This window comes from Haliea sp. E1-2-M8 (assembly GCF_030649675.1).
GTDB lineage: Bacteria > Pseudomonadota > Gammaproteobacteria > Pseudomonadales > Halieaceae > Haliea.
The window spans coordinates 1-18,475 of sequence record NZ_JAUTDR010000034.1 but is presented as its reverse complement, the minus strand read 5'-3'; the positions used below and the strand labels follow the sequence as shown (position 1 = coordinate 18,475).

Sequence of the window (18,475 nt, the reverse complement as noted above, 5' to 3'; positions counted from 1 at the left end):
GATAACTAATGGCTGACAAATACGATGTGGTAGTAATTGGCTCAGGCCCCGGCGGCTACGTGGCGGCTATCAAGGCGGCCCAGCTGGGCCTGTCCACTGCCTGCGTGGAGCAGTGGCTGGACGACGACGGCAAGATCCGTCTCGGCGGCACCTGCCTCAACGTCGGCTGCATTCCGTCCAAGGCGCTGCTCGACAGCAGCCAGAAGTTTGTCGAGGCCCGCGACCACTTCGGCCTGCACGGGATCGGCATCAAAAAGCCGACCATGGATATCGCCGCCATGATGGCGCGCAAGACCAAGATCGTGGACCAGCTGACCGGCGGTATCACCGGCCTGTTCAAGCACAACGGCGTCACCAGTATTCAGGGCCGCGGCAAGGTGCTGGCGGGCTGCAAGGTCGAGGTGACGGACAAGGACGGCAAGGTCAATGTGGTGGAGGCGGGCAATATCATCATCGCTGCCGGCTCCGTGCCTATCGCGATTCCACCGGCGCCGGTGGACAACGAGTACATAGTCGATTCCACCGGTGCGTTGGAGTTCGCGGAGGTACCCAAGCGGCTGGGCGTTATTGGCGCCGGTGTCATTGGCCTTGAACTGGGCAGTGTCTGGGCCCGTCTCGGATCCGAAGTGGTGATGCTGGAGGCCCTGGACGAACTGTTGCCGATGATGGACACGCAGATCGCCAAAGAAGCGGGAAAGATCTTCCGCAAGCAGGGCCTCGATATCCGCCTGAGCACCCGGGTGACCGGTGCGGAAGTAAAGGACGGCAAGGTTGAGGTAACGTTCAGCAATGGTGATGGTGAGCACGTCGAGGTGTTCGATCGCCTTGTCGTCTCTGTCGGCCGCAGGCCGCGAACGGAGGACCTGCTGGCCACGGACTGCGGCGTCAACCTCGATGAGCGTGGCTTCATCTACGTCAATGACTACTGCGCCACAGAGGCACCGCATGTCTACGCCGTGGGCGATGTGGTGCGCGGCCCGATGCTGGCCCACAAGGGCTCGGAAGAAGGAGTCATGGTTGCCGAGCGAATCGCCGGCAAGAAGGCCCAGCTCAACTACGACTGCATTCCGTCGGTGATCTACACCCACCCGGAGGTGGCTGCTGTAGGCCGCACCGAGCAGGAGCTCAAATCCGACGGTGTCGACTTCAAGGCCGGGGTATTCCCCTTTACCGCCAGCGGCCGCGCCCTGGCGGCGAACGACACCGACGGCATGGTCAAGATTATCGCCGACGCCGAGACCGACCGTATCCTGGGCTGCCACATCGTCGGCCCCTCGGCCGCGGACCTGGTACAGCAGGTAGTCATCGCGATGGAATTCGGCGCCAGTTCCGAGGATCTGGCGCTTACCGTATTCGGTCATCCGACGCTGTCGGAAGCCGTACACGAAGCTGCCCTGGCGGTGCATGGCCACGCCATTCACATCGCCAATCGCAAGCCTCGTAAGTAAACTTTGCCCGGTCGCGCGCGCATAAAATCAATACTTGCGCAGACGAGGCACTGGGGGGTGTGGGTGCTTGCGCCCACTCCAGTAAGTAACGCAAAACACAGGACAAAGCATGAACCTTCATGAGTATCAGGGCAAACAGCTGTTTGCCGAGTACGGCTTGCCCGTATCCAAAGGCTACGCTGTCGACTCGCCGGATGAGGCAGTCAAGGCGGCGGAAACCATCGGCGGTGATATGTGGGTGGTCAAGGCCCAGGTTCACGCCGGTGGCCGCGGCAAGGCTGGCGGTGTCAAGCTGGTCAAGACCATGGACGAAATCCGCGACTTCGCCGCCAAGTGGCTGGGTCAGAATCTGGTCACCTACCAGACCGACGAGAACGGCCAGCCGGTCAGCAAGATCCTGGTAGAGACCTGCACCGATATCGCCGAGGAGCTGTATCTGGGCGCGGTGGTGGATCGTGCGACCCGTCGCGTCGTCTTCATGGCGTCCACCGAGGGCGGTGTGGAGATCGAGAAGGTTGCGGAGGAGACCCCGGAGAAAATCCTGCGTGCCATCATCGACCCGTTGGTGGGCGCACAGCCCTACCAGGGCCGTGACCTGGCGTTCAAGCTCGGTCTCGAAGGCGAGCAGATCAAGCAGTTCGTGAAGATCTTCATGGGCCTGGCGCAGCTGTTCAAGGACAAGGACCTGGCGCTGATCGAGGTCAATCCGCTGGTCATCACCGAGCAGGGCAACCTGCACTGCCTGGATGCCAAGCTGGGCGTTGACGGCAATGCGCTCTATCGCCAGCCCAAGCTGCGCGAAATGCACGACCCCTCCCAGGAAGATGCCCGCGAGGCCCTCGCCGCCAAGTGGGAGCTGAACTACGTGGCCCTGGACGGCAATATCGGCTGCATGGTGAACGGCGCTGGCCTGGCCATGGGCACCATGGACATCGTCAAGCTGCACGGCGGTTCCCCGGCCAACTTCCTCGACGTGGGCGGCGGTGCCACCAAGGAGCGCGTTTCCGAGGCGTTCAAGATCATCCTCTCCGACGCCAATGTGAAAGCCGTACTGATCAACATCTTCGGCGGCATCGTGCGCTGTGACCTGATCGCCGACGGCGTCATTGGCGCGGTGCAGGAGATCGGCGTGGAAGTGCCTGTGGTCGTGCGCCTGGAAGGCAACAACGCAGAGCTGGGGCGCAAGGTCCTGGCAGACAGTGGACTGAATATTATTGCTGCCACCAGCCTCACAGATGCTGCCCAGCAGGTCGTCAAAGCAGCCGGAGGAGTAGCCTGAGATGAGTATCCTGATCGACAAGAACACCAAGGTAATCTGCCAGGGCTTCACCGGCTCCCAGGGCACCTTCCATTCCGAACAGGCGATTGCCTACGGCACCAAGATGGTGGGCGGCGTGACCCCGGGCAAGGGCGGCCAGCAGCATCTGGACCTGCCCGTGTTCAACACGGTGGCCGAGGCGGTCGAAAAGACCGGCGCCGATGCTTCGGTGATCTATGTACCTGCCCCCTTCTGCAAGGATTCCATTCTGGAGGCCGCCAACAGCGGGGTGAAGCTGATCGTGTGCATCACCGAGGGCATCCCGACCCTGGACATGCTGGATGCCAAGGTCAAGTGCGACGAACTGGGTGTGCGCCTGATCGGCCCCAACTGCCCCGGCGTCATCACCCCCGGCGAGTGCAAGATCGGCATCATGCCCGGTCACATTCACCTGCCGGGCAAGGTAGGCATCGTCTCCCGCTCCGGAACCCTGACCTACGAGGCGGTCAAGCAGACCACCGACTCCGGTTTCGGCCAGTCTACCTGTGTCGGCATCGGCGGTGACCCGATCCCGGGTTCCAACTTCATCGACATCCTGGCGATGTTCGAGAAGGACCCGGCCACCGAAGCCATCGTCATGATCGGTGAGATTGGCGGCACTGCCGAGGAAGAGGCAGCGGCCTACATCAAGGCCAACGTCAGCAAGCCGGTGGTGTCCTACATTGCCGGCGTCACTGCGCCCAAGGGCAAACGCATGGGCCACGCCGGTGCCATCATCTCTGGCGGCAAGGGCACAGCGGACGAGAAGTTCGCCGCGCTGGAAGATGCCGGCGTCAAAACCGTGCGCAGCCTGGCGGAGATCGGCAACGGTCTTGCTGAAGTCACCGGCTGGAAGTAAATTCTTCAGTGCTCGAACGAAAGCCCGCCTAGTGCGGGCTTTTTTATGCCTGGGAGCAAAGTTCTGGAAAGACAGGGGACTTCGTAAGGCGGTCCCTGCCTCGGGTCGGGCCTTTGGAGACTCGCCGCAAGTACATCCATGTAGGCTCGTATCGCGCATCCATGCGCTCAACGGTCTCCAAAGGCCCGACCCGAGGCAGAGACCTCGCTATCGAGCGATGCCTGGTTCCTCAGCCTATTCGCCAGGCACCTGCGACTGCCACTGCAGCGGCGCTACCGCGCGGATGCGATCGGCGTCTTCTTGGAGCAGGAAGCCGCCGGCGATGGCTTCGTCCAGGGCCTCGGAGACGGCGGCTTCGTAGCCGGCCTGGTCGACGTAGAGGGAGGCCATTTGCGCGGCGTCGAAGAGTACGGTGGTGCCGAACAGGAAGCACAGGCGGTCGCCTTCCTGGCCTTCGCCGGAGAGTGTGGCTACCGGTGCGTCGACCCAGGGCGTGCGTACGCCGCCGAGGACATTGCCGAGGTCGTCCTTGAGGAACGCGCTGCTAGCATCATCTACCGCCAGACGCTCGGCCGTGGGTGGCGCGGTACCGTCGCGGACCCAGGTGACCAGGGCCCGCAGGGCGGCGCTGAGGGTCCAGGCCATGGGGCCGGCATTGACCGGGCGGGCGCAGCTCAGGAAGCCGGGGATACCGTTGGCTTCGTCCACCAGCAGAAAGCGTGGATCCTCGCCGGTGTCCTCGCGGCCGATGATGAAGGAGTAGTAGTCGCCGTGGGCGGTGCCGGCTACTTCCCAGAGGCGGAAGCGGTCGGTGTCCGGCTGGCGCTCGGTGATAGAGCCGAGCAGGAAGACATCGGTTTCGGTCTGGAAGTTGAACACGGGCACGTTGAGGTCGTCCCGGATCAGTACGCTCTCCGGCGTCCCGATGGGCTCCAGCGGGGACTGCGTCAGTGCCGCTGAGCCGTCGCCGCGGCTGTGGACGAGGTAGCCATCGAAAGTGTTGTATAGCGGGTGCACCGCGTTGATGTAGGTGACCAGCCGGAACGCGGACTGGGACTCACCCACGGCGATCAGGCGCTCGACCTCGAGACCCTCCAGCAGGTTTGCGTTGCCGGGTTCGCGCAGGGCCTGGGCAGCCTGGGAAAACATGTCGTAGGAAAAACTGTCTCCGGGGTGATCGAGCGATTCATAGCGCTCGGGATTTGCCGCTTTCAGGTGCAGCGGGGCCACCGGGGTTTCGGCGCCCTCAATGCCCACACGCTGGGTGGAAACCCCCACCCAGACATGGCCCTGGCGCAGGATCTCGACGTGGGCCGAACCGTAGGAGGGGCCGGTATCGAAGCCGGCGGTGACGTTTAGCCACTCCACCAGCACGGTGCCGCTGAAATCGGCCGCATCCAGCGGCTGATAGACCACGACCCTGGTGCGATAGGTCGCGGTCTCTGCGGTCTCCACCTCCCAGGCGCCATCCGTGCCCAGCTCGCCGACATTGCGGAAGGCCGTGGCTTCGCCGGAGAGGAAGAATTCGCGCTGTTGGTAGCCCACATCAGCCAGGTCGAAGGTGGTCGAGAGCAGGAACAAACCCCCTGCGTCCGGCGGATCCGTCACCTCTGGCTGCGCGATGGGCAGGTAGGTGGGGGCGGGCGGTGGCGGCGGTGGCTCGGGTTCTGGCGCCGCCGGTGTGCGATCGCTGCTGTCGCTGCAGGCCGCGAGCAGAATGGCGGTCAGGCCGAGGGCAAGGCCGAGGTGGTGGCGGGGTAATTTCATCGCATTGCTCCGTGCTGTTATGAGACTAATATGCAGTAGTCTGACTTGAAATACCACCATTCCGACCCCACCTTTGCAACTTGTGTAAAAAACTCTCAACACCAGCCAAGACACGCGAGGGAACCATGACTGCGGATGTGAAAAAAGAAACCCTGGGCTTTCAAACCGAGGCCCGGCAGTTGCTGCACCTGATGATCCACTCCCTGTACAGCAACAAGGAAATCTTCCTGCGGGAGCTGATTTCCAACGCTTCTGACGCCATCGACAAGTTGCGCTTTGCGGCGCTTGCAGATGAGTCACTGCTGGAAGGGCAGAGCGACTACGCGATTCACGTCGACGTTGACAAGGAGGCGAATACCATCACCATCAGTGACAACGGCATCGGCATGACTCGCGACGAGGTGATCGACAACCTCGGCACCATCGCCAAGTCCGGCACCGCCGCGTTCCTGCAAAATCTCACCGGGGACCAGAGGAAAGACTCGCAACTGATCGGCCAGTTCGGCGTCGGCTTCTACTCTGCGTTCATTGTCGCAGACCGGGTCGAAGTCCTTACCCGCAAAGCTGGTCAGTCAGCGGACACGGGCGTTTTGTGGGAATCCCACGGTGAGTCCGAGTTTTCCATTGAGGGCCGGGCCAAGGACAGCCGCGGCACCAGCATCACCCTGTTCCTGAAAAAGGATTGCGGTGAATTCGCCGATGACTGGCGTGTGCGCAGCGTTATCAAGAAATACTCTGACCATATCTCGGTGCCAGTAATGATGCTGGAGGCGGCGAAACCCGCTGCCGAGGATGCAGAGGAGGGCGCCGAGGCCCCGCAGCCCGAGTACCAGGCCGTGAACGAGGCCACGGCCCTGTGGACCCGCCCCCGCACCGAAATCAGCGACGAGGAATACAAGGCGTTCTACCAGCACATTTCCCATGACTTCGACGAACCCCTGAGTTGGAGCCACAACAAGGTCGAGGGCAAGCAGGAATACACCAGCCTGTTGTACATTCCCAGGCGCGCGCCTTTCGACCTCTGGAACCGTGACATGGCCCGCGGTCTGAAGCTCTACGTGCAGCGCACTTTCATCATGGACGATGCGGAACAGTTCCTGCCGCTGTACCTGCGCTTCGTCAAGGGTGTAGTGGATTCCAGTGACCTGCCGCTCAATGTGTCCCGTGAAATCCTGCAGCAGGACAGCACCGTGGACGCCATGCGCGGGGCTGTGACCAAGCGCGTACTGGACATGCTGACAAAGCTCGCGAAGAAAGGCGGGGAAGAGTACGCGACGTTCTGGAAAGAATTTGGCCAGGTGTTGAAGGAAGGCCCGGCGGAGGATTTCGCCAACAAGGAGAAGATCGCCAGGCTGCTGCGCTTTGCTACCACTCATACCGACAAGGAGGAGCAGGACCAGTCCCTGGAGGACTACATCAGCCGCATGCAGGAGGGCCAGGACAAGATCTACTACGTGGTCGCGGAGAACTTCAACACCGCGCGCAAGAGCCCGCATCTGGAAGTATTCCGCAAGAAAGGGATCGAGGTGTTGCTGCTCAGCGACCGCGTCGACGACTGGCTGATGAACCAGCTGCAGGAGTTTGACGGCAAGAAGCTGCAGGATGTCGCCCGCGGTGCCCTGGATCTGGAGGACGACTCCGAGGAGGGCAAAGCCGAGCAGGAGAAGCTGAAGAAGGACAGCGAAGGTCTGGTCGAGCGGCTGAGCAAGGTGCTCGAGGACAAGGTCTCCGAGGTGCGGCCCTCGGCACGACTCACCGAGTCTCCGGCTTGCCTGGTGGTGGGCGATCACGATATCGGCGCCCAGATGCGGCGTATCCTCGAGGCCGCAGGCCAGCCCGTGCCCGAGAGCAAGCCGATCCTGGAGATCAACCCCGGCCATCCCCTGCTGAAGATGCTGGATACCGAGGCGGACGAAGAGCGCTTCGCCGACCTCGCCCACATCGTGGTGGATCAGGCTACACTGGCCGAGGGTGGCCAGTTGGAGGATCCCGCCAGCTTTGTCACCAAGCTCAATGCCCTGTTGCTGCAGCTGAGCAAGGGCTGAAAGTAATGAGGACAGCGGGCGCCTGCGCCACGATCACGCCGCGTCGGTGTCCTCGGCGGGTGTGGTGTGGGAATCCTGCCGCAGTGCACCCACAAGGAGGAGTCGTTGATTAACCGGGCCTTTATCAGGCGTACCATGCAGCTTCTGCTGAGCGCGTTTCTGGCGATGGGCAGCTTTGCGCTGGCGGAAGAGGCGGCCTATGATCCGGCGGCTCTGCTGCAGGAACTGGAGAACTACCCTCACGCCGTGTCGGTTGCCAGCAAGTCGGAAACCGTACGCGATCACGAGATCGGGCTGGGTCCCATGCAGAAGTCCGACGGTGACTGGATTTTTCGCAGCAGCGAACGGTTGGATGGCGAGCTCAGGCGCGAGACCTGGCAGATCATTGACGGCTTCGCCGCGCGCGAGGTCCTCGCGGGTCTGGAAGCGGCATTGCTGCTCGCGGGGGCGGAGGTGCTTTTTTCCTGTAACGCCCGCGCCTGCGGTTCCGCCGCCCAGTGGGCCAGTCGCGTCTTCAACCAGCGCATCCTCTATGGCCGCGCCGAAGAGCAGCGCTATCGGGTTTATGCGGTGAGCAGCGCGGCCGGCGAGTTCCGGGTCGTGTTGTACAGCGGTGCGCGCACCACTGACCGCCAGTACCTGCACGTGGATTTGCTTAAGCTGCCGCCGGGGCAGTGAGCTGTGCCGCGCGGCTGCGCGGTGTCGAAGTCAGCGGCGCAGCTGCAGCAGGGACAGGAACTCGTCGCGGGTTTTCTGTTCGCTGCGGAAGCTGCCCAGCATCGCCGAGGTCTTCATAAGCGAGTTCTGTTTCTCCACCCCGCGCATCATCATGCACATGTGCTGGGCCTCAATGATCACTCCCACACCCTCGGCCTCGGTCACCTCCATGATGGTCTGGGCGATCTGCATGGTAAGAGACTCCTGGATCTGCAGGCGGCGGGCAAACACGTCGACGATGCGCGCTACTTTGGACAGTCCCAGCACCTTGCCCGTAGGGATGTAGGCCACGTGGCATTTGCCGATGAAGGGGAGCAGGTGGTGCTCACACAGCGAATACATCTCCACATCCTGCACCAGGACCATTTCGCTGGAGTCGGAGGGAAACAGGGCATCGTTGACGACTTCCTCCACCGATTGCTGGTAGCCGTGAGTGAGGAACTCGAAAGCCTTGGCGGCGCGCTTGGGCGTGTCCGCCAGGCCGGGTCGCGACAGGTCTTCGCCAATCGCCTCGATGATCTTTGCCCAGTGCTGGTCCACGCCGTGTCTCCTGAAATTACCGCCGCTTCGGAGCGGGTTGGCGATAGTAGCAATCGCGTCTGTGCAAGGCAAACAGCGGCGGAGTATCCTCGGAGCCCTGAAGGCCGAGACCTCGCACTGTGCTCTCCGAGCGATGCTACAATGTGAAGACTCCTGTTGCGCAAAGCAATCACTGACCTCCGTGACTACTGCACATGACCACAACACACGAACAACTGCACTGTGTTACCTCTGTCGGCGAGGCTCTGGACCAGGTTGCCGCCGCGCTGGATGCGGCGGACCTGTACTACGGCCACGGTACCGACAACCCCTGGGACGAGGCGGTGCAATTGGTGCTGGCGGTGGTGGGGCTCCCCGCCGACAGCGACAACAGCGCGCTGCCTCACCCCGTTACCCGCGAGCAGGCGGTGCAGATGGCCAGTCTGCTGCACCGGCGCATAGCAGAGCGCATCCCCCTGCCTTATCTCACCGGGAAAGCGTTTTTTGCCGGCCTGCCCCTGCGCTGTGACGCTCGCGCCATCATTCCCCGCTCACCCATCGCCGAGCTGGTGCTGGCGGGCTTCCAGCCCTGGTACGCGGGCCCCGGCCCGGAGCGCATCCTGGATCTTTGCTGCGGCGGCGGTTGCATCGGTCTCGCCAGCGCCTGGTACCTGCCTGACGCTCGAGTGGACCTGCTGGACCTGGACTCCGATGCACTCGCCCTGGCGGCGGAGAACGTCGCCGAGCTCGGTCTGGAAGCCCGGGTAAGGGTGCTGCAGTCTGACCTGTTTGCAGCCGTGCCCGGGGAGCTCTACGACATCATCGTCAGCAATCCGCCCTATGTCGACGCGGGTGACCTTGCGGGCATGCCGGCGGAGTATCGCCACGAGCCGGCCCTGGCCCTGGAGTCTGGAGTCGACGGACTCGACCTCACTCGCCGCCTGCTCGCGGCCGCAGAAGATTACCTGCAACCGACGGGTCTCCTGGTGGTGGAAGTGGGCAACAGCCAGGAGGCGCTGGAAGCGGCGTTCCCGGCCGTGCCCTTTACCTGGCTGGAATTCGAGCACGGCGGCCACGGGGTGTTTGCCCTGACCGCGCGGGAGCTGCGGGAAAACCGTTCAAGCCTGCGCGGATAGCGTATACTGCGGCGTTTTTGGCGGAGGTCATCGCACCATGTCAGGCAATACCATCGGCAAGCTGTTCACGGTGACCAGCTTCGGCGAAAGCCACGGCCCGGCCCTTGGCTGTATCGTCGACGGGTGCCCTCCGGGCGTGGAACTGTCGGTGGAGGACCTGCAGCGGGACCTTGATCGGCGCAAGCCCGGGACGTCACGGTACACCACCCAGCGCCGCGAGGCCGACGAAGTGCAGATCCTGTCCGGCGTGTTCGATGGCAAAACCACGGGCACCTCTATCGGCCTGCTGATCATGAACACCGACCAGCGCTCGAAGGACTATTCCGAGATTGCCAACACCTTTCGTCCAGCCCATGCGGACTACACCTACCAGCAGAAATACGGCTTCCGCGACTACCGCGGAGGCGGCCGCTCCTCGGCCCGGGAAACCGCCATGCGGGTGGCCGCCGGCGCCATCGCCAAGAAATTCCTGCTCCAGCGCTACGGCATTCTGGTGCGCGGCTATCTCGCCCAGCTGGGTCCAATACGGGCCGAAACGCTGGACTGGGATACGGTGGAACAGAACCCCTTTTTCTGCCCGGACCCTGCCCAGGTGGCGGTGATGGAAGAGTATATGGCGGGGCTCAACAAGCGCGGCGACTCCATCGGTGCGCGTATCAACGTGGTCGCCAGCGGGGTCATGCCGGGGCTGGGCGAGCCAGTGTTTGACCGTCTGGACGCCGATATCGCCCACGCGATGATGGGCATCAATGCGGTCAAGGGCGTCGAGGTCGGCGCCGGTTTCGCGGTAGTTGAGCAGCAGGGCAGCGAACATCGCGACCTGCTGACGCCGGCAGGCTTTACCGGCAATAACGCCGGCGGCGTGCTGGGCGGGATCTCCAGCGGCCAGGACATCACCGTCAGCCTGGCGCTCAAGCCCACCTCCAGTATTCGCCAGCCCGGCGCCACCATCGATACATCCGGTGCGGCCATGGAGATGGCTACCCACGGCCGCCACGATCCCTGTGTCGGTATCCGCGCCACCCCGATTGCGGAAGCCATGCTGGCCATCGTCCTGCTGGACCATGTGCTGCGCCATCGCGGCCAGAACATGGATGTCGTCTGCGCTACGCCGGTCATTCCCGGCGCGGCGCCGGGGCACTGAGTGCGGCCGGTGGCGAAGCGCAGAAGACGCCATGTTCGCACCCTCATTCTCGGCGTGCTCGCCATGGGGGTGTTGGTGTGGGGGGCGGTGGACACCTTCGAGGTGCCGCTGGAGAGGCTCTGGGAGCTGTTTCTGCAGACCCTGGCGGTGGTGGCTGTGTTGATTCTGGCCGCCGCCGGCGCCGCTGTCCTGTGGATCCTGCTGCGGCGCCTGCTGAAGCGTGACTGAGCGGGGCTATACCTAAACGCCGCCGAGATCGATCTCCAGCGTCATTTCCTCGGCGATCGCCTCCAGGGCGTCCTCGAGGGCATCCATGGACGCGGACTGCGGAATTTCGGCCAGGATATCCGCCCGAAACAGTGGCTCGCCACTCATCGGCGCGCTGCTGACCCCACTCTCCATCTCGATTACATTGACCTGCTCTGCCGCCAGCGCGCGGGAAATCTCGCGCACGATGCCCGGGCGGTCCGGCCCCAATACCGCCAGGGTGACCCGGCGCCCTTCGCCGCACACGGGTATCGCAGAGGCGGGGGTGACGCGGACACTGATTCCACTGCTGTCCAGGCTCTTGAGGGCCTGCTGCAGCGCCTCATCGGCGTCCTCCGGCAGCGATACCAGTACCAGGCCGGCGAACTTGCCGCCGAGCTGGGACAAGCGGCTTTCATGCCAGTTGCCGCCGCAGCGCTCAATGGCACTGGACAATTCCTGGACAAGCCCGGGACGGTCATCGCCGATAAAGGTTACGATAAAAGAAGTTTTCACGATCGGGCTCCACATTCGCTGCCGCAGCCCGTATATTAACTCGCATCCTCACGAGGCAGAAGGAAAGCACCATGAAATATATTGTTGCACTGTTACTGGCCCTGGCCATAGCGCCTGCGCACGCCGAACTCGACTGGGACAGCGCCCTCAACGGCCCCCAGCGTGCTGACGCGAACAAGGCCCGGGATACGTCGCGCCACCCCCGCGAGACCCTGGAGTTCTTTGGCATCGAGGAAGGTATGACCGTAGTCGAGTTGTCCCCGGGTGGCGGCTGGTACACCGAGGTGCTGGCGCCGCTGGTAGCGGACAGCGGCAAGCTCTACGCCGCCCACTTCAGCCCCAATGCAGCGGGCAGCCCATACTACCGCAACGCCCTTGGGGGCTTTCTGCAGAAGCTGGCGGGCGACCACAAGCTGTATGGTCCGGTTGTGGTGACCTCGCTGGCGCCGCCGGCTGAGACTACCGTGGCTCCGGCGGGTTCCGCCGACCTGGTACTGGCCTTCCGCAACGTACACAGCTGGATGGGAACGGACAGTCTTGATGGCACCCTGGCGGCGGCCTATACCGCCCTCAAGCCGGGTGGTGTGCTGGGGCTGGTGCAGCACCGTGCCAAGGCCGGCGATGATCCCGAGGTCATGGCCAAGAATGGCTATGTGACCGAGGCCCATGTGATCGCCGCCGCCGAGAAGGCGGGTTTCACCCTTGACGCCTCCAGCGAGATCAACGCCAACCCCAAAGACACTGCGGATCATCCCGACGGTGTCTGGTCACTGCCTCCGTCCCTGCGCGGTGGCGATGAAGGCCGCGACAAATTCGAAGCCATTGGCGAAAGTGACCGCATGACCCTCCGCTTTATCAAGCCGGAGTGAGCCTTGGCTGATCTGTTGGACATTCCGCTGGCGCGGCTGGCACCGGATGTGCTGGCCGGCTTGCTGGAGGAGTTTGCCAGCCGGGACGGCACCGACTATGGCGATCGCGAGCTGAGCCTGGAACAGAAGGTGGCCCAGCTGCGGCGGCAGCTGGATAGCGGTGACATGCGTCTGCTCTACGATAGTGACAGCGAGACCTGGGACCTGGTGTCCCGGGATATGGCCCGGGCCTTGCTGGCAGGTGAGACCATCGGCTGATGCGCTTTGATGCGGACCATGAACTGGATGTTACCGGCCTGTATTGCCCGGAGCCGGTGATGTTGCTGCACGGCCGTGTCCGCGATCTCGCCGCGGGGGAAACCCTCTGTGTGATTGCTACCGATCCCACTACCCTGCGCGATATTCCCCGGTTCTGCAGCTTTCTCGGCCACGACCTGCTGCAGCAGGCGGAAGAGGGCGGGGAGATCCTGTTTCTGCTGCGCAGGGGGGCCTAGGCCCCGGTGATTTCACTGGCAAACGCTGCGATCTCTGATCCCTTCTGTTCTGGCCGCCTGCAGCGGGTGTTCGACGCCTGTTTTGCAGGCTCGGAAAACACCTTGCTGTGTGGCGGCGCCGGGGAGCCCTTGTACGCGCCGGCGACCAACCCTGGCGACCCCCACCGGCTCTGGTATCGAGAGGATTTCTTTGCCAGCGCCCTGCACGAGGTGGCGCACTGGTGCATCGCCGGCCCCGCGCGACGCCTGCTGCCCGACTTCGGCTACTGGTACGCGCCGGAGGGGCGCAACGCGGACCAGCAGGCCGCCTTCGAGTCGGTTGAAGTGGCGCCCCAGGCCCTTGAGTGGTGCTTCGCCATCGCCTGCGGCTACCGCTTTCAGGTCAGTACCGACAATCTTGCCGCTGAGCGGGGGACGCCCGCGGATCACAGTGCCTTCAAGGCGGCGGTATGCCGGGAAGCCCGGCGCCGGGCCAGACAAGGCCTGCCGCCCCGCGCCCGGCAGTTCCATGCCGCGTTGCAGGCGGAATTCGGGCTCGCTACCCGCCTGACTCCCGAGTTGTTCACCCCGGACGCCCTGACTTGAGCGCGCTGCGCATCCTCGCCGACCGCAATATCCCCGCCGTGCAGGACTGCTTCGGGCACCTGGGCACTGTTCGCACTGTTGAAGGTCGCGGTCTGCAGGCCGCGCAACTGGCGGAGGTTGACGTGTTGTTGGTGCGCTCCGTCAGCCGGGTCGACGCGGAGCTGCTCGCCGGCACTCCGGTACGCTTTGTCGGTACCGCCACCGCGGGTGTGGACCATATCGACCTCCCCTGGCTGCAGCGCAGCGGCATCGGTTTTGCCGCCGCCCCGGGCGCCAATGCCAACTCCGTGGTGGAATATGTGCTCGCCGCCATCGCGGCGGTAGACAATTGCCTGGAGCGGCTGCTGGCCGGTGGCCGGGTCGGGATCGTTGGCTGCGGCCATGTCGGCAGCCTGCTGGCGCTGCGCTTGCGGGCCCTGGGTATTGCTAGCCTGCACTGCGACCCCTGGCTGGACCAGAGTGCCCTGGCTGTCCCCGCAAGCCTGGACGAGGTCCTGGCTTGCGATGTGCTCTCCCTGCATCCATCGCTCACCACTGCCGAGCCCTGGCCCAGCCACCACCTGCTGGGGCCGGAGGCGCTGGCGACGCTGCGGCGGGAGCAGCTGCTGATCAATGCCAGCCGCGGACCGGTGCTGGCCAACGACGTTCTGCTGGCGCGTCTGCAGCAGGCGAACGCGCCCCACTGCGTGCTGGATGTCTGGGAGTTCGAGCCGCAGGTGCCGCCGCCGCTGCTGGAGCGGGTACAGTTCGGGACCCCGCATATCGCTGGCTATAGCCACGATGCGAAGCTGGCTGCGACCCGCATGCTGGCGCAGGCGCTGGAGGATCAGTTGGGGCTGGAATCCGCGCCGGTGGGGCCCGGTATGGCGGTGCCGGTGTTCGACCTGCCTCCGGAGCTGGCGGGCGTGGAACTGCTGCGCCATCTGTGCGGGCTACGCTACGACCTGGCGGCGGACGACCGGCGTCTGCGCGAGGCAGTGTTGGGGGTGGCGGAGGCCGAGGCCCGGGCGGCCTTCGATCGGCTGCGCAGGGAATACCCCTTGCGGCGGGAGCTGGCGGGGAGCAGGGTGCGAGTGACGAACAGGGAGCAAGAGCCGCTGGTGCGGGCGCTGGGGGCGGTGGTGGTGGATTAGATGGAGCGGTGCATTGAGNCCCTTGCGGCGGGAGCTGGCGGGGAGCAGGGTGCGAGTGACGAACAGGGAGCAAGAGCCGCTGGTGCGGGCGCTGGGGGCGGTGGTGGTGGATTAGATGGAGCGGTGCATTGAGATGGAGCGGGAAACCGGGTTCGAACCGGCGACCTCAACCTTGGCAAGGTTGCGCTCTACCAACTGAGCTATTCCCGCGGGTCGTTCTGGAAGCAGTGTAGCACTGTCTCAATTGAGTGGCGTCCCCTAGGGGGTTCGAACCCCTGTTACCGCCGTGAAAGGGCAGTGTCCTAGGCCACTAGACGAAGGGGACGCAAAGGTCTCAATCGAGAGGCGCGCATTTTAGGTAGTGAGCCGAAGCGCGTCAATACCCGGGGGCGGTTTTTTAGCGCGAAATCACGGCAGCCGCAGGCGGGCGCTTGCCTCAGCCCGGTAGGCAAAGGTGTCACCGCGCTCTGCTGCTGCCAGGCGCTCCTCGTCCAGGGCCTGGAAGGTGGCGATTTCTTCATCGGTCATCACATGCAGGCAATCGCCGCCGAGGAACCAGAGCAGGCTGCGGGGGAAGGTGGGGGCGAACTCCGGGTGGTGGCTGAACAGGCGCAGGGCCAGAGCCGCACCATCGCGGTACAGGTCCGCCTCGGGCAGGGCCAGGAACTCCTCCGCCAGCAGGCGCAGCGGGTCCTGCTCATCCAGTGCAGTTGTACGTCGGGCCAGGGTGCTGGCGAATTCATGCCACAGTCCGCGGCAGTGTTGCAGGTATTGGGTGTCGTCCATTGTCTCGTTCGGCGCGTCGATTGCGGGTACAATAGCGGGCTTTCATTTTCCCGTAGTTGCAACGAGGCTGCATGATACCAGCACTGACGATCGAAAATCTCACCAAGGATTACGGCAGCGGCCTGCAGGCGCTCAAGGGCATAAGCCTGGAAGTGCAGCAGGGCGATTTCTTTGCCCTGCTTGGCCCCAACGGCGCCGGCAAGTCCACCACCATCGGCATCATTTGCTCCCTGGTGTCCAAGACCAGCGGCCGGGTGGCGGTATACGACTACGACATTGACGTCGATTTCGCCGGCGCCAAGAAAAATATCGGCATTGTGCCGCAGGAATTCAACTTCAACATGTTCGAGACGGCCTTTGACATTGTCGTCAACCAGGCCGGTTACTACGGGATGCACCGGGATCTGGCGATGCAGCGCGCCGAGAAGTATCTGCGTGAGCTGGGCCTGTGGGACAAACGCGATGTGCCTTCCCGGATGATGTCCGGGGGCATGAAGCGGCGCCTGCTGATCGCCCGCGCCCTGGTGCACCAGCCGCGGCTGCTGATCCTCGACGAGCCCACCGCCGGCGTCGATATTGAAATGCGCCGCTCGATGTGGGATTTCCTCAAGAAACTCAACAGCGAGGGCACCACTATCATCCTCACCACGCACTACCTGGAAGAGGCCGAGGCGCTGTGCCGCAATATCGCCATCATCAATCATGGCAAAATTGTCGAGCACACTTCCATCCGCGACCTGTTGCGGCGCCTGCACCGGGAGGTGTTCATCTTCGATGCGGTGGACGCGCTGCCGGAGTCGGTGGTCGTCGATGGCTTCAGCGTCCGTCGCGTGGACGACAACACCCTGGAAATCGAAGTCGAGAAAGGGCAGCACATCAACGAAGTGTTTGCCGGTCTCAACCAGGCCAACATCAGGATCAGCAGCATGCGCAACCGCGCCAATCGCCTCGAGGAAATGTTTGTGAATTTGGTGGAGGGCGCCGCATGAGCCTGCGTGAACAGTACATTGCGCTTATGACCATCCTGCGCAAGGAGATCAAGCGCTACCTGCGGATCTGGACCCAGACCCTGCTGCCCTCGGCGATCACCATGTCCCTGTATTTCGTGATCTTCGGCTCCCTGATTGGCTCCCGCATCGGCGACATGGGCGGCTTCACCTACATGCAGTTTGTGGTGCCCGGCCTGATCATGATGGCCATCGTCACCAACTCCTACTCCAACGTGGTGTCGTCCTTTTTTGGCTCCAAGTTCAACCACAGCGTGGAAGAACTGCTGGTGTCGCCGACGCCCAACTACGTTATCTTGCTGGGCTATGTCATCGGTGGGGTCACCCGCGGCCTGCTGGTGGCGATCATCGTCACTATCGTGTCACTGTTCTTCACCCAGCTGCACATGCACAATTTTTTCGTGGTAGTGATAATCGTGCTGATGACCTCTATCCTGTTTGCGCTGGCAGGCTTTATCAATGCCGTCTACGCCAACAACTTTGACGACATCTCTATTATCCCGACGTTCGTGCTGACCCCGCTGATCTACCTCGGCGGCGTGTTCTACTCCATGGACCTGCTGCCGGAGTTCTGGGCCAATGTGTCCAAACTGAACCCGCTGGTGTACGTGGTAAACGCCTTCCGCTACGGGGTGCTGGGCGTGTCCGATGTCAGCCTGGGTTTCGCCTTCGGGATGATCACCTTCTTCACGGCACTCGCCTGGTTCTACAGCATGCACCTGCTGAATTCCGGCAAGCGCCTGCGGCAGTAGGCCTTGGCCGTGAACAGGGATGATTTGCTGCTGGGCAAGCAGGTGCCGGTGGTCAACCACTATGCGCCGGAGCTGCTGTTCCCGATTCCCCGGCGCGAGGCCCGCGAAGCACTGGCTTTGCCTGAACCGCTGCCCTTCGAGGGGGCGGATATCTGGCACGCCTATGAGTTGTCCTGGCTGGACAGTGATGACAAGGCCCAGGTGCGCGTCGGGCGCTTCAGCATCCCGGCCAGTACCCCCAATCTGGTGGAATCGAAGTCCTTCAAACTGTACCTGAACTCACTCAACAACCTGGTGTTCGATGACGATACTGCCGCTCTGGCCTGTATCGTCAGGGACGTCAGCGCTGCTGTGGGGGCGGAGGTGGGCCTGGCGGTGTTTGATCCCGATGACCCGGCTATCGCCCCCGGCCAGCCCAGCGGCGAGTGCATAGACAGCGCTTTCGGCCGTTGGCCCCGCCGCGAGCCCGACGCCGCCATGCTGCAATGCGACCCTGCCTCGCTGGTCGAAGAGCAGCTCTACAGCCATCTGCTGCGCTCCCTGTGCCCGGTCACCGGCCAGCCCGACTGGGCCACCCTGTGGCTGCACTACCGCGGACCGGCCCTGGACCACGCTGCGCTGCTCAGCTATATCCTCGCCTACCGTGAACATCAGGAGTTTCACGAGCAGTGCGTCGAGCGTATCTTTCGCGACATCCAGCAGCGCTGCCGCCCGGAGTTTCTGCATCTGCAGGCCTTTTACACCCGCCGCGGCGGTCTCGACATCAACCCCTTCCGCAGCAGCGGCGGCGGCCAGCCGCCCTGGTTGCGGCTGGCGCGGCAGTAGGCCGGTAATTCAACGTGAAAGTCCCTCCCGGGACTGGTAACGGCCAGCGTTTGTGGTAAGATTCGCGCCCTTACGGTGAGGTGGCCGAGTGGTCGAAGGCGCACGCCTGGAAAGTGTGTAACGGGCAACCGTTCGAGAGTTCGAATCTCTCCCTCACCGCCACTACATCTTTAAAAACAATAACGGCTCTACCCAATTAACGGGGGATGGGCCGGTTTTCACTAAACCCGGTTGATGATGCCATCCGGGTAACTTCAAGGTAAGCGCAAAATAATCTACGCCCTGCCAACGCCGCCCTGAACTGTGCAAGCTGCACCCTCCGAATGGTCA

The 18,475-nt window shown here is 63.4% G+C and carries 20 protein-coding genes and 3 tRNA genes; 17 read left to right on the top strand and 6 right to left on the bottom strand.

Annotated elements, in window-relative coordinates:
• The first annotated feature begins 8 nt into the window (after positions 1-8).
• From lpdA to sucD, 3 genes are all read left to right on the top strand, one after another.
• Positions 9-1,448: a dihydrolipoyl dehydrogenase gene (gene lpdA, locus Q6D67_RS19660; protein ID WP_304707378.1), complete on the top strand. Its 1,440-nt coding sequence runs from the start codon at positions 9-11 to the stop codon at positions 1,446-1,448.
• Between the two features lie 109 nt (positions 1,449-1,557).
• Entirely contained in the window at positions 1,558-2,727 is a 1,170-nt protein-coding gene (gene sucC, locus Q6D67_RS19655) for an ADP-forming succinate--CoA ligase subunit beta (RefSeq protein ID WP_304707377.1), read from the top strand.
• A gap of 1 nt (position 2,728) precedes the next feature.
• Positions 2,729-3,604 (top strand): succinate--CoA ligase subunit alpha, encoded by an 876-nt coding sequence (gene sucD / locus Q6D67_RS19650; protein WP_304707376.1) that lies wholly within the window; start codon positions 2,729-2,731, stop codon positions 3,602-3,604.
• Positions 3,605-3,838: 234 nt separating this feature from the next.
• On the opposite strand, the gene Q6D67_RS19645 is transcribed toward sucD, so the two are convergent.
• Positions 3,839-5,371, bottom strand: coding sequence for an alpha/beta hydrolase domain-containing protein (locus tag Q6D67_RS19645; protein WP_304707375.1), 1,533 nt, complete (start codon positions 5,369-5,371; stop codon positions 3,839-3,841).
• A gap of 125 nt (positions 5,372-5,496) precedes the next feature.
• Here Q6D67_RS19645 and htpG point away from each other — a divergent pair, with 125 nt between their 5' ends.
• Both htpG and Q6D67_RS19635 read left to right on the top strand, forming a co-directional pair.
• On the top strand, positions 5,497-7,416 hold the full coding sequence (gene htpG / locus Q6D67_RS19640) for a molecular chaperone HtpG (protein WP_304707374.1): 1,920 nt from the start codon (positions 5,497-5,499) through the stop codon (positions 7,414-7,416).
• A 135-nt stretch (positions 7,417-7,551) separates the two neighbouring features.
• Positions 7,552-8,094: a DUF4892 domain-containing protein gene (locus tag Q6D67_RS19635; protein WP_304707373.1), complete on the top strand. Its 543-nt coding sequence runs from the start codon at positions 7,552-7,554 to the stop codon at positions 8,092-8,094.
• 30 nt (positions 8,095-8,124) lie between these two features.
• On the opposite strand, the gene folE is transcribed toward Q6D67_RS19635, so the two are convergent.
• Positions 8,125-8,673: a GTP cyclohydrolase I FolE gene (folE, locus tag Q6D67_RS19630; protein WP_304707372.1), complete on the bottom strand. Its 549-nt coding sequence runs from the start codon at positions 8,671-8,673 to the stop codon at positions 8,125-8,127.
• A 194-nt stretch (positions 8,674-8,867) separates the two neighbouring features.
• On the opposite strand from folE, the gene prmB reads away from it, so the two are divergent.
• Genes prmB through Q6D67_RS19615 form a run of 3 tightly spaced genes read left to right on the top strand, consistent with a single transcriptional unit; the run spans position 8,868 to position 11,160 of the window.
• A complete protein-coding gene (prmB, locus tag Q6D67_RS19625) occupies positions 8,868-9,788 on the top strand; it encodes a 50S ribosomal protein L3 N(5)-glutamine methyltransferase (RefSeq protein ID WP_304707371.1) in 921 nt (306 codons plus the stop codon).
• A 37-nt stretch (positions 9,789-9,825) separates the two neighbouring features.
• Positions 9,826-10,932: a chorismate synthase gene (aroC, locus tag Q6D67_RS19620; protein WP_304707370.1), complete on the top strand. Its 1,107-nt coding sequence runs from the start codon at positions 9,826-9,828 to the stop codon at positions 10,930-10,932.
• A gap of 9 nt (positions 10,933-10,941) precedes the next feature.
• Positions 10,942-11,160, top strand: a complete 219-nt coding sequence (locus tag Q6D67_RS19615) for a hypothetical protein (RefSeq protein ID WP_304707369.1) — start codon at positions 10,942-10,944, stop codon at positions 11,158-11,160.
• Between the two features lie 12 nt (positions 11,161-11,172).
• Here Q6D67_RS19615 and Q6D67_RS19610 read toward each other — a convergent pair whose 3' ends face one another.
• Positions 11,173-11,694: a glycine cleavage system protein R gene (locus Q6D67_RS19610; protein WP_304707368.1), complete on the bottom strand. Its 522-nt coding sequence runs from the start codon at positions 11,692-11,694 to the stop codon at positions 11,173-11,175.
• A 71-nt stretch (positions 11,695-11,765) separates the two neighbouring features.
• Here Q6D67_RS19610 and Q6D67_RS19605 point away from each other — a divergent pair, with 71 nt between their 5' ends.
• The 5 genes from Q6D67_RS19605 to Q6D67_RS19585 are packed head-to-tail and all read left to right on the top strand — an operon-like array spanning position 11,766 to position 14,775.
• The gene (locus tag Q6D67_RS19605) at positions 11,766-12,563 is read left to right on the top strand and encodes a class I SAM-dependent methyltransferase (RefSeq protein ID WP_304707367.1); all 798 of its coding nucleotides are present in this window, start codon (positions 11,766-11,768) and stop codon (positions 12,561-12,563) included.
• Between the two features lie 3 nt (positions 12,564-12,566).
• Complete coding sequence (locus tag Q6D67_RS19600; protein WP_304707366.1) at positions 12,567-12,821, top strand: YheU family protein; 255 nt, start codon at positions 12,567-12,569, stop codon at positions 12,819-12,821.
• Positions 12,821-13,057, top strand: a complete 237-nt coding sequence (gene tusA / locus Q6D67_RS19595) for a sulfurtransferase TusA (protein ID WP_304707365.1) — start codon at positions 12,821-12,823, stop codon at positions 13,055-13,057. Before Q6D67_RS19600 ends, tusA begins: the two co-directional genes overlap by 1 nt.
• Positions 13,058-13,063: 6 nt before the next feature.
• Positions 13,064-13,642, top strand: a complete 579-nt coding sequence (locus Q6D67_RS19590) for an elongation factor P hydroxylase (RefSeq protein WP_304707364.1) — start codon at positions 13,064-13,066, stop codon at positions 13,640-13,642.
• Positions 13,639-14,775 carry a 4-phosphoerythronate dehydrogenase gene (locus Q6D67_RS19585; protein ID WP_304707363.1) on the top strand — a complete coding sequence of 379 codons (1,137 nt, stop codon included), beginning with the start codon at positions 13,639-13,641 and terminating at the stop codon, positions 14,773-14,775. Before Q6D67_RS19590 ends, Q6D67_RS19585 begins: the two co-directional genes overlap by 4 nt.
• A gap of 134 nt (positions 14,776-14,909) precedes the next feature.
• On the opposite strand, the gene Q6D67_RS19580 is transcribed toward Q6D67_RS19585, so the two are convergent.
• The 3 genes from Q6D67_RS19580 to Q6D67_RS19570 all read right to left on the bottom strand — a co-directional run bounded on the left by Q6D67_RS19580 (position 14,910) and on the right by Q6D67_RS19570 (position 15,561).
• A tRNA-Gly gene (locus Q6D67_RS19580) sits at positions 14,910-14,985 on the bottom strand.
• Between the two features lie 39 nt (positions 14,986-15,024).
• A tRNA-Glu gene (locus Q6D67_RS19575) sits at positions 15,025-15,100 on the bottom strand.
• Between the two features lie 83 nt (positions 15,101-15,183).
• Positions 15,184-15,561: a PA2817 family protein gene (locus Q6D67_RS19570; RefSeq protein ID WP_304707362.1), complete on the bottom strand. Its 378-nt coding sequence runs from the start codon at positions 15,559-15,561 to the stop codon at positions 15,184-15,186.
• A gap of 71 nt (positions 15,562-15,632) precedes the next feature.
• On the opposite strand from Q6D67_RS19570, the gene Q6D67_RS19565 reads away from it, so the two are divergent.
• The 4 genes from Q6D67_RS19565 to Q6D67_RS19550 all read left to right on the top strand — a co-directional run bounded on the left by Q6D67_RS19565 (position 15,633) and on the right by Q6D67_RS19550 (position 18,307).
• Complete coding sequence (locus tag Q6D67_RS19565) at positions 15,633-16,550, top strand: ABC transporter ATP-binding protein (protein ID WP_304707361.1); 918 nt, start codon at positions 15,633-15,635, stop codon at positions 16,548-16,550.
• Entirely contained in the window at positions 16,547-17,320 is a 774-nt protein-coding gene (locus tag Q6D67_RS19560) for an ABC transporter permease (RefSeq protein ID WP_304707360.1), read from the top strand. Before Q6D67_RS19565 ends, Q6D67_RS19560 begins: the two co-directional genes overlap by 4 nt.
• A 9-nt stretch (positions 17,321-17,329) precedes the next feature.
• Positions 17,330-18,145 carry an NADPH-dependent 7-cyano-7-deazaguanine reductase QueF gene (gene queF / locus Q6D67_RS19555; protein WP_304707359.1) on the top strand — a complete coding sequence of 272 codons (816 nt, stop codon included), beginning with the start codon at positions 17,330-17,332 and terminating at the stop codon, positions 18,143-18,145.
• Between the two features lie 74 nt (positions 18,146-18,219).
• Positions 18,220-18,307: transfer RNA gene (locus tag Q6D67_RS19550), tRNA-Ser, on the top strand.
• Positions 18,308-18,475 lie beyond the last annotated feature (168 nt).

What these genes read in the sequence shown, in the direction of transcription:
- lpdA (WP_304707378.1), top strand. Translation starts at nt 9, where the DNA reads ATGGCTGACAAATACGATGTGGTAGTAATTGGCTCAGGCCCCGGCGGC.
- sucC (WP_304707377.1), top strand. Translation starts at nt 1,558, where the DNA reads ATGAACCTTCATGAGTATCAGGGCAAACAGCTGTTTGCCGAGTACGGC.
- sucD (WP_304707376.1), top strand. Translation starts at nt 2,729, where the DNA reads ATGAGTATCCTGATCGACAAGAACACCAAGGTAATCTGCCAGGGCTTC.
- Q6D67_RS19645 (WP_304707375.1), bottom strand. Translation starts at nt 5,371, where the DNA reads ATGAAATTACCCCGCCACCACCTCGGCCTTGCCCTCGGCCTGACCGCC.
- htpG (WP_304707374.1), top strand. Translation starts at nt 5,497, where the DNA reads ATGACTGCGGATGTGAAAAAAGAAACCCTGGGCTTTCAAACCGAGGCC.
- Q6D67_RS19635 (WP_304707373.1), top strand. Translation starts at nt 7,552, where the DNA reads ATGCAGCTTCTGCTGAGCGCGTTTCTGGCGATGGGCAGCTTTGCGCTG.
- prmB (WP_304707371.1), top strand. Translation starts at nt 8,868, where the DNA reads ATGACCACAACACACGAACAACTGCACTGTGTTACCTCTGTCGGCGAG.
- aroC (WP_304707370.1), top strand. Translation starts at nt 9,826, where the DNA reads ATGTCAGGCAATACCATCGGCAAGCTGTTCACGGTGACCAGCTTCGGC.
- Q6D67_RS19605 (WP_304707367.1), top strand. Translation starts at nt 11,766, where the DNA reads ATGAAATATATTGTTGCACTGTTACTGGCCCTGGCCATAGCGCCTGCG.
- tusA (WP_304707365.1), top strand. Translation starts at nt 12,821, where the DNA reads ATGCGCTTTGATGCGGACCATGAACTGGATGTTACCGGCCTGTATTGC.
- Q6D67_RS19570 (WP_304707362.1), bottom strand. Translation starts at nt 15,561, where the DNA reads ATGGACGACACCCAATACCTGCAACACTGCCGCGGACTGTGGCATGAA.
- Q6D67_RS19565 (WP_304707361.1), top strand. Translation starts at nt 15,633, where the DNA reads ATGATACCAGCACTGACGATCGAAAATCTCACCAAGGATTACGGCAGC.
- Q6D67_RS19560 (WP_304707360.1), top strand. Translation starts at nt 16,547, where the DNA reads ATGAGCCTGCGTGAACAGTACATTGCGCTTATGACCATCCTGCGCAAG.